Source organism: Stenotrophomonas sp. ZAC14D1_NAIMI4_1 (genome assembly GCF_003086775.1).
GTDB lineage: Bacteria > Pseudomonadota > Gammaproteobacteria > Xanthomonadales > Xanthomonadaceae > Stenotrophomonas.
In genome coordinates this window covers 1,139,498-1,153,343 of sequence record NZ_CP026001.1, presented here as the reverse complement: position 1 = coordinate 1,153,343, position 13,846 = coordinate 1,139,498, and the positions used below count along the sequence as shown (strand labels likewise).

Annotated in this window: 16 protein-coding genes; 9 read left to right on the top strand and 7 right to left on the bottom strand. The window is 67.8% G+C overall.

Annotated elements, in window-relative coordinates; all coding sequences use genetic code 11:
• Positions 1–97: 97 nt before the first annotated feature.
• The 7 genes from C1927_RS05315 (at position 98) to C1927_RS05285 (ending at position 6,381) form a co-directional block, all read left to right on the top strand.
• The gene (locus C1927_RS05315; RefSeq protein ID WP_005408386.1) at positions 98–490 is read left to right on the top strand and encodes a hypothetical protein; all 393 of its coding nucleotides are present in this window, start codon (positions 98–100) and stop codon (positions 488–490) included.
• On the top strand, positions 483–752 hold the full coding sequence (locus C1927_RS05310; RefSeq protein ID WP_108746097.1) for an HPr family phosphocarrier protein: 270 nt from the start codon (positions 483–485) through the stop codon (positions 750–752). Before C1927_RS05315 ends, C1927_RS05310 begins: the two co-directional genes overlap by 8 nt.
• Positions 753–754: 2 nt before the next feature.
• Positions 755–2,524, top strand: a complete 1,770-nt coding sequence (gene ptsP / locus C1927_RS05305; RefSeq protein WP_108746096.1) for a phosphoenolpyruvate--protein phosphotransferase — start codon at positions 755–757, stop codon at positions 2,522–2,524.
• 643 nt (positions 2,525–3,167) lie between these two features.
• Entirely contained in the window at positions 3,168–4,529 is a 1,362-nt protein-coding gene (gene mgtE, locus C1927_RS05300) for a magnesium transporter (RefSeq protein WP_079220892.1), read from the top strand.
• 71 nt (positions 4,530–4,600) lie between these two features.
• On the top strand, positions 4,601–4,867 hold the full coding sequence (locus C1927_RS05295) for a hypothetical protein (RefSeq protein ID WP_079220891.1): 267 nt from the start codon (positions 4,601–4,603) through the stop codon (positions 4,865–4,867).
• Between the two features lie 70 nt (positions 4,868–4,937).
• On the top strand, positions 4,938–5,735 hold the full coding sequence (locus C1927_RS05290; protein ID WP_108746095.1) for a prolyl oligopeptidase family serine peptidase: 798 nt from the start codon (positions 4,938–4,940) through the stop codon (positions 5,733–5,735).
• 190 nt (positions 5,736–5,925) lie between these two features.
• On the top strand, positions 5,926–6,381 hold the full coding sequence (locus C1927_RS05285) for a transposase (RefSeq protein WP_108746094.1): 456 nt from the start codon (positions 5,926–5,928) through the stop codon (positions 6,379–6,381).
• Positions 6,382–6,770: 389 nt separating this feature from the next.
• On the opposite strand, the gene C1927_RS05280 is transcribed toward C1927_RS05285, so the two are convergent.
• Genes C1927_RS05280 through C1927_RS05270 form a run of 3 tightly spaced genes read right to left on the bottom strand, consistent with a single transcriptional unit; the run spans position 6,771 to position 8,791 of the window.
• Positions 6,771–7,721 (bottom strand): aspartate carbamoyltransferase catalytic subunit, encoded by a 951-nt coding sequence (locus C1927_RS05280; RefSeq protein ID WP_079220888.1) that lies wholly within the window; start codon positions 7,719–7,721, stop codon positions 6,771–6,773.
• 16 nt (positions 7,722–7,737) lie between these two features.
• The gene (gene ruvX, locus C1927_RS05275) at positions 7,738–8,232 is read right to left on the bottom strand and encodes a Holliday junction resolvase RuvX (protein WP_079220887.1); all 495 of its coding nucleotides are present in this window, start codon (positions 8,230–8,232) and stop codon (positions 7,738–7,740) included.
• Positions 8,225–8,791 (bottom strand): YqgE/AlgH family protein, encoded by a 567-nt coding sequence (locus C1927_RS05270; RefSeq protein ID WP_079220886.1) that lies wholly within the window; start codon positions 8,789–8,791, stop codon positions 8,225–8,227. The genes ruvX and C1927_RS05270 overlap by 8 nt, the downstream gene beginning before the upstream one ends.
• Positions 8,792–8,869: 78 nt before the next feature.
• On the opposite strand from C1927_RS05270, the gene C1927_RS05265 reads away from it, so the two are divergent.
• On the top strand, positions 8,870–9,415 hold the full coding sequence (locus tag C1927_RS05265; protein ID WP_079220885.1) for a DNA-3-methyladenine glycosylase I: 546 nt from the start codon (positions 8,870–8,872) through the stop codon (positions 9,413–9,415).
• 60 nt (positions 9,416–9,475) lie between these two features.
• Here C1927_RS05265 and C1927_RS05260 read toward each other — a convergent pair whose 3' ends face one another.
• Positions 9,476–10,183 (bottom strand): YitT family protein, encoded by a 708-nt coding sequence (locus tag C1927_RS05260; RefSeq protein ID WP_108746093.1) that lies wholly within the window; start codon positions 10,181–10,183, stop codon positions 9,476–9,478.
• Between the two features lie 319 nt (positions 10,184–10,502).
• Complete coding sequence (locus C1927_RS05255) at positions 10,503–10,715, bottom strand: DUF4287 domain-containing protein (protein WP_108746092.1); 213 nt, start codon at positions 10,713–10,715, stop codon at positions 10,503–10,505.
• A gap of 341 nt (positions 10,716–11,056) precedes the next feature.
• Here C1927_RS05255 and C1927_RS05250 point away from each other — a divergent pair, with 341 nt between their 5' ends.
• Positions 11,057–11,953, top strand: coding sequence for a LysR family transcriptional regulator (locus C1927_RS05250; protein WP_079220882.1), 897 nt, complete (start codon positions 11,057–11,059; stop codon positions 11,951–11,953).
• A gap of 84 nt (positions 11,954–12,037) precedes the next feature.
• Here C1927_RS05250 and C1927_RS05245 read toward each other — a convergent pair whose 3' ends face one another.
• Both C1927_RS05245 and C1927_RS05240 read right to left on the bottom strand, forming a co-directional pair.
• Positions 12,038–13,021 (bottom strand): aldo/keto reductase, encoded by a 984-nt coding sequence (locus C1927_RS05245; RefSeq protein WP_079220881.1) that lies wholly within the window; start codon positions 13,019–13,021, stop codon positions 12,038–12,040.
• Between the two features lie 111 nt (positions 13,022–13,132).
• A complete protein-coding gene (locus tag C1927_RS05240) occupies positions 13,133–13,813 on the bottom strand; it encodes a hypothetical protein (RefSeq protein ID WP_108746091.1) in 681 nt (226 codons plus the stop codon).
• Between the last annotated feature and the right edge of the window lie 33 nt (positions 13,814–13,846).

Below are 13,846 nucleotides of genomic sequence, written 5' to 3'. Positions count from 1 at the left end.
CGAAAAATGGCTCTGACACCGGCAACGCTGAATACGGGACACAGTGCCCCTCTCCTGCTGCTATCGCCGATTCACCTTGACCTGTTAACGTGCAGTAATGACCTGTGGCATTCTCCTCGTAACACATCCTGGGGTCGGGACCGCCCTGCTTGACGTGGCGACCCGGCTCCTGCGGCAATTGCCGCTGAAAACCGAAGCTTTCGAAGTACCGTTCGACGCAGACCTGGATGCTCTTCTCCCGCTCGCCTCGGCTGCCTTGCGCCGGGTCGACGGTGGGGATGGCGTGCTGATCCTGACCGACCTGTACGGCGCCAGCCCCGCCAACCTTGCCGGGCAGCTGGCCCGGTTGGGGACCCCGGTTCGCCGGGTGTCGGCGCTGAGTCTGCCGATGTTGCTGCGGGTGATGAATTATCCGGAACAGGGACTGGATCAACTGCCCGCCACAGCCGCGGCGGGCACCCGTAATGGAGCGATAGTCGACGATGCTTGAACGAGAACTCACCGTGAGCAACCGCCTGGGCCTGCACGCCCGGGCCACCGCCAAGCTGGTGCAGACGCTGGCCCCATTCCGCTGCAACGTGACCATGGCCGCCAAGGGCCGTGAGATCAACGCCAAGAGCATCATGGGCGTGATGCTGCTGGCCGCCGCCCAGGGTACGCCGGTCACCATCCGCATCAACGGCGAGGATGAAGCGGCGGCGATGGACGCGGTGGTCGAGCTGTTCGAGCGCCGCTTCGACGAGGACAGCTGAGCGTGCCACGCGCACGCGCCGGCCAACCTGCCACCGGCCAACGGCCGGTACAGCTGCTGGCCGGCCACGGCGCTGCACGCGGTTCGGCGATGGGACGCGCGCGGGTGCGCCTGCCGCACGCCCTGGAAGTGGCCGTACAACGCGTCGCGCCGCAGCAGGTGGAGGCCGAACTGGTCCGCCTGCATCGCGCGGTGGATGCCGCCCGCGCGGAAATGCACGAACTGCGCCAGCGCCTGCACGGCGCACTGAGCCAGGACGTCGGCGAGTTCCTCGACCTGCATGCCCTGCTGCTGGACGACCCCGAACTGCTGCACGGCCTGGACGAACTGATCCGCAGTGGTCCCTACAGTGCCGGCTATGCGCTGCGCCTGCAGCGTGACCGCCTGGCCAAGGTCTTCGATGGCATGGACGATGCCTACCTGAAGAGCCGCATGGACGACCTGGACCATGTGATCGGCCGCATCCACGCGTTCCTGCAGCCAGAGCGCCCGCCAGTGGTGAAAGGCCTGGCCGGCGAGATCCTGGTCTGCGACAACATCGCCCCGTCCGAACTGGCCCAGCTGCAGTCGCAGGGCGTGGTCGGCATCGTCACCGCCGCCGGCAGCGCGCTGTCGCACAGCGCGATCCTCGCCCGCAGCCTGCACCTGCCGCTCATCGTCAACGTGCAGCAGGTGCTCAGCCGCATCGTCGATGGCGACGTGCTCATCATCGATGGCGCCGACGGCAGCATCACGGTCAACCCGCAGGCCGACAACCTGCGCGACTACCGCGTGCGCCTGAAGGAACACGCGCGCGAGCAGCGTGAGCTCGGCCGCCTGCGCAGCAAGCCCAGCCGTACCCGCGACCAGGTCGACATCGCCCTGCTGGCCAATGCCGAATCGCTGGAAGACGTGACCCAGGCGCATGCGCTGGGCGCACAGGGGCTGGGCCTGTACCGCACCGAATTCCTGTTCCTGCAGCGCAACGAGCTGCCGGACGAAGAAGAACAGTTCCAGACCTACCGCGATGCCGCCCTGGGCATGAGCGGGCGACCGGTGACCATCCGCACCCTCGACCTGGGCGCGGACAAGGCCGACCGCACCGGCCTGACCCTGAGCAACGAGGAAAACCCGGCGCTGGGCCTGCGTGGCGTGCGCCTGTCGCTGGCGCGGCCGAAGGTGTCCGACACCCAGCTGCGCGCGATCCTGCGCGCCTCGGCCTACGGCAAGCTGCGCGTGCTGGTGCCGATGGTCAGCACCCGCGAGGAACTGTTGGCGGTACGCCGACGCATGCTCAAGCTGACCGAGCAGCTGCGCGGCGAAGGCCACGTGGTGGCCGAGCACGTGCCGCTGGGCGCGATGATCGAAGTGCCTGCCGCTGCGCTGGCGCTGGAGAGTTTCATCGACCTGGTCGACTTCCTGTCGATCGGCACCAATGACCTGGTGCAGTACCTGCTGGCCGCCGACCGCAACAACGAGGCGCTGGGCGAGCTGTATTCGCCGCTGCACCCGGCGGTACTGCGCCTGTTGCAGATGGTCATCGATACCGGCGCACGCCATCGCATCCCGGTGGCGGTGTGTGGCGAGATGGCCGGCGACGCGCGCATGACCCCGCTGCTGCTGGCGCTGGGCTTGACCGAGTTCAGCCTGCACCCAGGCACGTTGCTGGAAGTGCGCCGCGCGATCCGCGATGCCGACCTGGCCACCCTGCGCGCACGCGCGCCAAAGCTGCTGGCCGCGCGCGACCGGCGGGGTATCGAACGCTGGTTGGCACTGGTGGCCGAGACACCCTGACTGCCGCGCTGCGCGCTCGCCGGGCACGGCCCGGCGTTACCAACACAACGTGTCCCCATGAAAACCGCACCACTCGCAGCGCTCCTGGTCCTTGCGGCATTCCCCTCATGGGCAAAAGATTGCCCGGCGGAGACTACGGATACGCCAGCCCATCGGCTCACATCTGGCCTTCAACAGGAGCATCCGGTCATCATCGCTGGCTGCTACCGCGGCACCCGGCACGGACTCTCCCTGCATGACTGCAGCAGCGGTTTTGGATCGGGTGTCTGGCTGGAGCTTGCAGATGGCTTGGACAAGGATCCGTACGTGGATTCATTCATGACCACTGCTTTCAGGATGCAGGCCCGGAAGGGACTGCCCCCATTGCATGTTCGAGTCAGCGGACAGCTCGAGCGGAGTGACGCCTACGTGCCCGGCGGGGTGGTATTCCGTGCGACCGCGCTGCATTGCTTCGAGTCGCCCCCCAACACAAGGGTCGGCAAACACCTCCACCGAAGCCCTTGAGGTTGCCGGCCAGCGGCCGGCACTACCAGCACCCGGCGGCTATGCGTTGAAACATCCGCTTGCGATAATGACGCGCTGAACACCCCTGTTGCCGCATCCTCGCCGGGATCGCGGCTTTTCTCTTCCCGCGGGAGCTGTGATGGCTGAAGCCGTACGCCACGACAAGACTGCACGCCAGCTGCGGATGCTGTCCGATGCACTGGACAGCGGCCGGCTGGGGCCAGTACGTCGGCTCGTCAACACGCTGGCGCCGGCCGAGATCGGCAACCTGCTCGAATCGCTGCCCCCGGGCAAGCGCGAAGTGGTGTGGGGGCTGGTCGATCCCGAGGACGATGGCGAGGTGCTGGTCCACGTCGGCGAGGAAGTGCGCGAGAGCCTGCTCGCGGACATGGACCCGGACGAAATCATCGCCGCGGTCGAAGACCTGGACATCGATGACCTGGCCGACCTGGTCGAGGACCTGCCCGATACGGTCATCGACGAGGTCCTCAAGTCGATGGACCGCGAGAACCGCGAGCGCCTGGAACAGGTGCTGTCGTATCCCGAGGACAGCGCCGGCCGACTGATGAACCCGGACGTGGTGACCGTGCGCGCCGACGTCAACGTCGACGTGGTGCTGCGCTACCTGCGCCTGCGCGGCGAACTGCCCGACCACACCGATCACCTGTTCGTGGTCAGCCGCCGCCACCAGTACCTGGGCCGCGTGTCGCTGGCCGCGCTGGTCACCCACGAAGACACCACGCCGATCAACCGCCTGATCGACGACGAACAGCCGGCCATCGACGTCGGCGAGAGCGACCAGGAAGTCGCCCGGCAGTTCTCCGACCATGACTGGGTGTCCGCACCGGTGGTGGACGACAACAACATCCTGCTCGGCCGCATCACCATCGATGACGTGGTGGACATCATCCGTTCGCAGGCCGAGCACCAGGCACTGGGCGCGGCCGGCCTGGACGAGGAAGAGGATCTGTTCTCGCCGATCAAGCGTGCCGTGCGCGGCCGCGTGGTCTGGCTGGGCATCAACCTGTGCACGGCGTTCCTCGCCGCCAGCGTGATCGGCCAGTTCGAACTGACCCTGCAGAAGGTGGTGGCGCTGGCGGTGCTGATGCCGATCGTCGCCGGCGTCGGCGGCAACGCGGCGGTGCAGGTGCTGACCCTGATGGTGCGTGGCATCGCGCTGGGCCAGGTGGGCCAGAGCAATGCGCGCATCCTGCTGTGGAAGGAAGCGCGCGTGGCGCTGATCAACGGCACGCTGATCGGCCTGCTGGTCGGCCTGATTGCGTTCCTGTGGTTCCACAGCCTGCTGCTGTCGCTGGTGATCACCCTCGCGCTGATCATCAACTTCCTGGCCGCCGCACTGGCCGGCGTGCTGTTGCCGCTGCTGCTCAAGCGCATGAACGTGGACCCGGCCGTGGCCGGCACCGTGGTGGTGACCGCGGTGACCGACGTGATGGGTTTCTTCAGCTTCCTCGGCCTGGCCACCCTCATCCTGCTGCACTGATTCCCCGCACGGGGTCGGATCCCTGCACAGCAGGGCTCTGACCCCAGCTGCAAGACCTTCCGGACGCCACCATGGCCACCACGATTGAAAACTACTTCCAGCCCGGCTGGCGCGACCAGATGCACACCTGTGCCGCCTGCGAATGGAAAGGCAATTCGCGCGCGATGGTGATGGAGCTGGACGAGGACGCCACCGAGTACGACTGCCCGGTGTGCGAAAACCCGCTGCTGGTGGTGCTGCACCCGGACATGGCACAGGTGCAGGCGGCGGCCGCCGAAGGCAACGCCGAGGCGCAGGAACAGCTGGACATCATCGCCAGTTTCCCGCCCCCGCAGTGACGCGCTGCACGATGCCCGGCGCACGCCGAGCGACTACCATGAAAACGCTTCCAACCCTTGGGGAAACGTCATGGTCCGTCCGTTGCTGCGCTGGCTGCCGCTGCTGTCCCTGCTGATGCTGGCCGCCTGCGCCAGCACGCCCGACAGCGCGCGTGGCCACTTCGAATCCCGTGCGGTGAAGGTGGACGGGCAGACCGCCTACTACCAGGTCTTCATCCCGACAACGGCGGCGCGCACGCCCGGCTCGCTGCCGGTGGTGCTGTTCCTGCACGGTTCGGGTGAGCGCGGTAGCGACGGCATCAAGCAGACCCATGCCGGCCTGGGGCCCTACCTGCGCGAGCATGCCACCGACTTCCCGGCGCTGGCGGTGTTCCCGCAGGTGCCCGGCGAAGAGGAATGGAGCGGCCGCAACAACCGCGTGGCACTGGCTGCGCTGGATGCGGCGATCGCCGAGTTTGGTGCCGACCCGGCGCGGCAGTACCTGACCGGCATGTCGATGGGCGGCTACGGCAGCTGGAACATCGCCCTGGACGAACCGCAGCGCTTCGCCGCGATCGTGCCGGTATGCGGCGCCGTGCTGGCCCCGCGCGCCGTGCGCCCCACCCTGTTCGTCGAACAGGTGGCGCACGAAGCTGACCCTTACGCAGCCATCGCCCAGCGCCTGCGGCAGACGCCCATCTGGATCTTCCACGGCGCGCAGGATGACGTGGTGCCCCCGGCCGATGACCGCCGCCTGCATGCCGCTTTCGAGGCCGCCGGCGCGGGCGACGTGCGCTACACCGAATACCCCGACGGCAACCACAACGCCTGGGACGCAACCTACGCCGACCCGGCGATGTGGGCGTGGCTGTTCGCGCAGAAGCGCTGAAGCCCAAACTCTGGTCTGCTGTGGGTGGGTGCCGACCGTTGGTCGGCACTGCTCGGCTTCGGTAGGTGCCGACCGTTGGTCGGCACTGCTCGGCTTCGGTAGGTGCCGACCGTTGGTCGGCACTGCCCTTACCTGCATCAAGGTAATTACCCGATAGCAAGAAACAGTCGGCGCGCACACGCTGGTGTTCATGAACCGTGCACGCCTGCGCCTTGGCCGCCATTCCCGCATCGGGCAGTCCTACCTCCTGACTACCGTAACGCATGGGCGTCGTCGCTACTTCGATGATCCCAATGCGGCGCAGTTGGTGATGGATGTTCTCCATCGGATCGACACTGAGGGCCTCACGCACTCACTTGCCTACGTGGTCATGCCGGACCACATCCATTGGCTCGTGGAGCTTCGTGCGTTCTCGCTGGACTACCTCATGCAGCGATTCAAATCGAGCAGTGCATTGCAGGTCAATCGCATGCTCGGCCTATCAGGACGTTTCTGGCAATCGAGCTATCACGATCATGCGATCCGTTCGGATGAATCGCTGTTTCGTCATGCCATGTACGTGGTGGCAAATCCGATCAGAGCAGGATTGACCACGCAGCTTGGCGAGTATCCCCACGCGTGGTGTCGATGGGAGATGGCTGGGTAATTACAGGCAATGGGGCATTCTGGATCTACGAGATAGTGCCGACCAACGGTCGGCACCCACCAAGGCAGTTCAGTGCCGACCAACGGTTGGCATCCACCAGGGCAGTTCAGTGCCGACCAACGGTCGGCACCCACCGGGGCAGTTCAGTGCCGACCAACGGTCGGCATCCACCAGGGCAGTTCAGTGCCGACCAACGGTCGGCACCCACCGGGGCAGTTCAGTGCCAACCAACGGTTGGCACCCACCCAGCAGTTCAGTGTCGACCAACAGTTGGCACCCACCAGGGCAGTTCAGTGCCGACCAACGGTCGGCACCCACCGGGGCAGTTCACAGTGCCGACCAACGGTCGGCACCCACCAGGCACCCACCCAGGCGCCCACCCAGGCAGATCAGCCCAGCAGGGTTTCCAGCACGGCCATGCGCACGGCGACGCCGTTGGCGACCTGGCGCAGCACCCACGACTGCGGGCCGTCGGCCACCTCGTCGGTCACTTCCACGCCACGATTGATCGGGCCCGGGTGCAGCACCGCTGCATCCTTGCCGGCACGGGCCAGGCGTTCGGCGTTCAGGCCGTACTGGGCGTGGTACTGCTCCAGCGACGGCACCAGGCCTTCTTCCATGCGCTCGCGCTGCAGGCGCAGCATCATCAGCGCGTCCACGCCTTCCAGCATCGCGTCGAAATCATCGCCGACCACGCAGCCCTTCAGGGTCTCGTCGTCGGGCAGCAGCGACTGCGGGCCGCACACGCGGATCTCGCCCACGCCCAGCGTGCGCAGTGCATGCAGGTCGGTGCGGGCCACGCGCGAGTGCTTCACGTCGCCGACGATCACGACCTTCAGCTTCGAGAAGTCCGGACCCTTGGCCTGGCGCAGGGTCAGCATGTCCAGCAGGCCCTGGGTCGGGTGCGAGCTGCGGCCGTCGCCGGCGTTGACCAGGGCGGTGCCCTCGCCTGCCGCTGCGGCCAGCGCGGCGACCGCGCCGTCATCGGGGTGGCGCACCACGAAGCCGCGCACGCCCATCGCTTCCAGGTTCTTCAGCGTGTCGCAGGCGGTCTCGCCCTTGCGCGTCGACGACGTGGAGGCATCGAAGTTCAGCACGTCCGCGCCCAGGCGCTGGGCGGCCAGCTGGAACGAGCTGCGGGTGCGGGTGGAGGGTTCGAAGAACAGCGTGCACACCGCCGAACCGGCCAGCACCTGGCGCTTGTTGCCGACGCGGCCGACGGCGGCATCGCGGATCTGCCCTGCCCGGTCGAGCAGCTGCAGCAGGGTTTCGCGCGGCAGGCCCTCAAGGGTCAGCAGGTGGCGCAGGCGTCCGGAAGCATCAAGTTGCTGGGCAGTCATGGCGGGAGTCGTGCAGTCAGGGAATGGGGGTGGCGTCGTCGGGGGACGACAGCCAGCGGTCGATGATCACCGCCGCGGCCACGGCGTCGAGGGCGGCCGCATCACGGCGGCGCTTGCGCCCTTCGGCGCGCTCGACGGCGAAGCGGCGGGCGGCCTCGACCGAGCTGGAACGCTCGTCGATCATCGCCACCGGCAGCTTGAAGCGTTCCCGCAGCTGGCGGGCGAAGCCCTGCGCGCGCTTGCGGTTGGGCTGGTCCTGGCCATCCAGGGTGAGCGGATCGCCCACCACCAGGCCGTCGGGCTTCCATTCCTTCAGCAGGCGCTCGATCGCGGTCCAGTCCGGCCCGTTGCCGTGCACATCGACCACGGCCACCGCGCGCGCATGCGCCGCAAAGGCACTGCCGATAGCCACGCCGATACGACGCGAGCCGACATCGAACCCCAGCACGGTGCCATCACGGCGGATGGCCGGGGCGGCAGGAACCGGGGCGGGGGCGGCCGGCTCAGACATGGCCGCTGTAATCGGTCAGCCGGAACAGGTCCACGCCGATGCGCGAGGCCGCACCCTGCCAGCGCTGCTCCAGTGGCAGCTGGAACACCAGTTCGGCATCGGCCGGCACGGTCAGCCAGCTGTTCTCGGACAGCTCGCTTTCCAGCTGCCCGGCGCCCCAGCCGGCACAGCCCAGGGTGACCACGGCATTGGCCGGGCCTTCACCGCGGGCCATGGCCTCGAGGATGTCGCGCGAGGTGGTCAGGTACAGGCCCTCGCCCACGCGCAGGCTGGAATCCCAGTCGCGCGCGTCGTCGTGGATGACGAAGCCGCGTTCGGGATGCACCGGGCCGCCGTTGAGCACCGTGCGCGCCTGCAGCTCGCCATCACCGGTGGTGATGTCCATCTGCGAAAGCACTTCGCCCAGCGTGTATTCGGAGGGCTGGTTGACCAGCACGCCCATCGCCCCGTTCTCGTCGTGCTGGCAGATCAGCGCGACGCTGCGGGCAAAGGTGGCGTCGATCAGCGACGGCAGCGCGACGAGCAGGTGATCGGCAAGGGAGGTAGGCGTTACAGGCATGGTGCCATTCTAGCCGGTGGGCGCCTCCGGCGCCTGCACGCCGCGCATAATGGGGCGCCCGCCCGCCAGGAGAACACCTTGTCCGGATACTGCCGCATCGCCCCGGGCCACCCGGTGCATGAGTTCTACCACGCCAATGAATACGGCTTCCCGCAGCGTGACGAGCGCGAGCTGTTCGAGCGGCTGGTGCTGGAAATCAACCAGGCCGGGCTGAGCTGGGAAACCATCCTGAAGAAGCGCGAGGGTTTCCGCGCGGCCTACGATGGCTTCGACGTGGACCGCGTGGCGGCCTATGCCGAGCAGGACATCGAGCGCCTGCTGTCCGACGCCGGCATCATCCGCAACCGGCTGAAGGTGCTGGCCGCGATCCACAACGCGCAGGTGATCCAGCAGCTGCGGGCCAGCCACGGCAGCTTTGCAGCGTGGCTGGACGCGCACCACCCGCGCAGCAAGGCCGACTGGGTGAAGCTGTTCAAGAAGACGTTCCGCTTCACCGGCGGCGAGATCACCGGCGAGTTCCTGATGAGCCTGGGCTACCTGCCCGGCGCGCATGCCGAGGACTGCCCGGTGCATGCGCAGCTGTTGAAGCTGGCACCGCCGTGGGTGCAGACGGCTGGCCGCTGATGCGCATCCGCGGTGGGTCCGGTAGCGCCGGGCCATGCCCGGCGAACGCGGTGTAGGGGTTTACACGCCCATGTAGCGGCCGGGGCGGTGGTTGAACATCAGCACCAGGCTGAGCACCACCGCGCCGATCGCCGAGTACATCACCTTCGACGGTGACAGCACGAAGAACGCGGCCACCATCAGGCAGGCATCGAAGGACATCTGCACCTTGCCGGCGCTCCAGCCGCGGGTGCGCTGCAGGTACACCGCCAGGATGCCGATGCCACCGAGGCTGGCGCGGTGGCGGATGAAGAACAGGATGCCCAGGCCGGCCAGCGCGCCGCCGACCAGCGCCGAGTACAGTGGCGCGATATGCGCAAAATCAGCCCAGCGCGGCAGGATGTCGGTGAGCACGCCGCAGGCAGTGACCGCGGCAAAGGTCTTGAGGGTGAATTCCCAGCCCATGCGGCGCACGGCCACCCAGTAGAACGGCAGGTTGACCAGCACGAACACCAGGCCGAAGTTCCAGCCCATGGCGTAGTGCAGCAGGAAGGCCGCGCCGGCCATGCCGCCGATCATCAGCCCGCCCTTGGCGAAGATGGCCAGGCCCAGCGAGGCCACCAGCGTGGCCAGGACCATGCCCTGCACATCCTCGGCGACCGAGTGGCGCAGCGCTTTTTCGTCGGCGGGGGTGCCGGCGCTGTCCGGGGGCGGGGTGAGCGGACCTGCGGTGACGAGGTGGCCGTCAGCGTCGTCGCACGGCGCCGGGCCATGGGATTGGAGGGACATTCGGGTGGGGACCGCAGGTGGGGAGCGGTATTAGACACGATCCGGGTGACAGTTGCAGATGAAATCGTTCAGTCAGCGAACGGCGCAGCCCCTCGTGGCTGGGCGGAACTGCGTGGTTCATGGGCTTGGCCGGGCGGGGTGGGACCGCGGGACACGCCGTGAACCCGTCCATGGGGGCTCGTAGGCGCCATCCATGGCGCCTGCGGTCCCGCGCACCCACCCCGCCCGGCCTCTGACAGGTTCCGTGGGCGTCCAGCCACGTAAGAGAAAAAGAAGAGCAAGAGCAGAAGCGGGTCGCTGCGCTCTTTTGGGCGCGGGGTCAGCGCTGGGCGTTGAGGTGGTGGGCGACCAGGGCGTTGGCGTGGCCGTGGCCCAGGCCGTGTTCGCTCTTCAGGTAGCTGACCAGTTCCATGTGCTTCAGGCCCGGCTTCTGCGCCAGCAGGCCCAGCCAGTGCGCCACCGGCTGGCCGTAGGTCTTCTCGATGGAGGGAAAGTACGAGGCCGGGCCTTTCGGCTTGGTGTCAGTGCTCATGTGCAGCTCCCGTTGAAAGTCATTCATTCGACGAACCACAGACGTGGAAATCGACATACCCACACGTCTACACAGAATGGGGTCGGAGCCCGTTGCGCAGCAACGGGATCCGACCCCGCTTCGCCCGACAGATCGCAGCCAACTGTCGAAGGCGGGGTGGCTCAGGTTGCGGGGGAGTGAGCGCCATGGATGGCGCGACCGAGGCTACATGGACGTACTTGCGCCGTCCCCCGCAACCTGAGCCACCCCGCCATCCCACGGATAGCCAGCTTCTGCCTTTGACGTTGACGTGGACGTGGATTCGGCAGGTGCCGGGCGCAGCCCGGCCGTATCATTCCACCATGCCCCGCGAAAACCTCAACGACCTGCAGGCCTTCGTCCACGTTGCCCGCCAGGGCAGCTTCACCAAGGCCGCCGCCCAGCTCGGCGTCTCGCAGTCGGCCCTCAGCCACGCCATGCGCGGCCTGGAGGAGCGCCTCGGCGTGCGCCTGCTGACCCGCACCACCCGCAGCGTCTCCACCACCGAAGCCGGCGCGCGCCTGCTCGATACCCTCGCCCCGCGCCTGGCCGAGATCGAGAACGAACTGGCCGCGCTGGCCGAGTACCGCGAACGCCCCGCCGGCACCATTCGTATCAACGCCACCGGCCACGCCGCCGAGTACCTGGCCTGGCCACGGCTGGCGCCGCTGCTGCAGCAGTACCCCGACCTGAATGTCGAACTGACCGCCGATTACGCGCTGGCCGACATCGTTGCCGAGCGCTACGACATCGGCATCCGCCTCGGTGAACGCCTGGCCTTGGACATGGTGGCGGTGCCGATCAGCCCGCCGCTGCGCATGCGCGTGGTCGGCGCGCCCAGCTACTTCCGCCAGCACGCCATGCCCCGCCACCCGCAGGAGCTGGCCGCGCACAACTGCATCACCCTGCGCCTGCCCACCCACGGCGGGCTGATGCCGTGGGATTTCGGCCAGGATGGCAACGAGCTCAGCGTGCGCGTCAGCGGCCAGTGGACCTTCAACACCATGGGCATGACCCGCGAAGCCGCGCTGGCCGGCAGCGGCCTGGCCTGGCTGCCCGAGGACCAGGTGCTGGCGCTGCTGGAACAGGGGCGGTTGCAGTCGGTGCTGGATGACTGGTGCCCGACGTTTGATGGCTACTACGCGTATTACCCCTCGCGCCGCCATGTCAGCGTGGCGATGCGCACGGTGCTGGATGCACTCCGCGGGCCGATGGGGTGAACATAAGGAGTGCGGACCAACGGTCCGCACCCACCGCCAACATTCCGCACCCACCACCAACGGTACGCACCCACAAAGGGCAGATCAGCCCTTGGCCTGTGCTGCACGCTGCGCGTTGTAGCGCTCGCCGACGATGGATACCTCTTCCAGCACCTGGGCAATGCGCTGCAGTTCGTCGGCCGACAGCACCAGCTCGGTCGCGGCCAGGTTTTCCTCCAGGCGGTGGACCTTGGTGGTGCCCGGAATCGGCACGATCCACGGTGCCTGCGCCAGCAGCCAGGCCAGTGCCACCTGCGCCGGGGTGGCGCCACGGGCGGCGGCAATGGTGCCGATGCGATCCACCAGCGCCTGGTTGGCGCGGCGGGCCTCCACTTCGAAGCGCGGCACGCTGTTGCGGAAATCGTTGTCGCTGAAGGTGGTATCGGCGGTGATGGTGCCGGTGAGGAAACCGCGGCCGAGCGGGCTGAACGGCACGAAGCCGATACCCAACTCCTGCAGGGTCGGCAGCAGCTCGCGCTCCGGCTCGCGCCACCACAGCGAGTACTCGCTCTGCACTGCGGCCACCGGCTGCACCGCATGCGCGCGGCGCACCGTCGCGGCACTGGCCTCGGACAGGCCGAAGTGGCCGACCTTGCCTTCGGAAATCAGGTCGCGCACGGTGCCGGCCACATCCTCGATCGGCACGTTCGGGTCCACGCGGTGCTGGTAGAACAGGTCGATGTGGTCGGTGCGCAGGCGCTTGAGGCTGGCCTCGGCCACTGCGCGGATGTTCTCCGGGCGGCTGTCCAGGCCGGTATCGGTGCGGGCGTCCTTGAAGCCGAACTTGGTGGCGATCACCAGCTTGTCGCGGTACGGCACCAGCGCCTCGCCGACCAGTGCTTCATTGGTGTACGGGCCATAGACCTCGGCGGTATCGAAGAACGTCACGCCGCGTTCGACCGCGGCGTGCAGCAGGGCGATGCCCTGGCGCTGCTCGACCGGCGGGCCATAGCTGTGGCTCAGGCCCATGCAGCCCAGGCCAAGGGCGGAAACCTTCAGGCCGCTGCGGCCGAGTTCACGTGTCTGCATCGTCATGCTCCAGAGGGGGAGCGATGACGATACGCCCCTCCCCCCGCTGGATTGAACGACCTGGATGGCAGTCGGTCATGACTGGATTTCATCAATCCACCCTCGTGCCGGTCACTCCATGGCCTGCAGGGCGTCGGTGCATCCGGCCAGTTCGGCCATCATCCTGCCGGCGGTGCGGAACGTCACATCCTGCGGCACCCACCGCGCGAACCAGCGCTGCTCACCGTCCACCACGGACTCGAACGTCCACGTTGAGCCATCCAGCCCCGCGCTCGAGTCTTCGCCCTGCAGGCGCGCGAACGCGGCGGTGACGGTCTTCCATTCCTGCGCACTCAACGCGCGTGGCGGAGGGCACGTCCAACCGTTGATGATGCTGGAGGGGTGCCCGGGCGAGGATCCGGGAATCTCCCACGCGCGCGCACTGCGGCCGACAATCCACGCCTGGCCGGCGGCGTTGCGCTGCGCGCGTATCACCACGCCCGGGAAGAAGGAGGGCGACCAGACGAAACGATAGGCCTGGACCGGAACGTGGCCACAGCGGAAGGACGGCTCAGGCAGGCCCGGCAGATCCCGCAGATGGACAGCGTAGGTCGCGCTCGCAAACCCGGTGAAATCACGGAACGGCAGCGGGTCGCGGCTTTGCGCCTGTGCAGGCGGAGGCAGCAGGTACCAGGCGTGCGCCAGCGGATCGCCGCAGCTTTCGGCCGCGGCTGGCGCGGCGGGCCCGGACGTGCGGGCACACCCGGCCTGCAGCACCACGATTGCCAGCACCACGCTCGTCGTCACACGCATGCAGGCCTCCCTGGCCGGTTCATGGCGGTCATC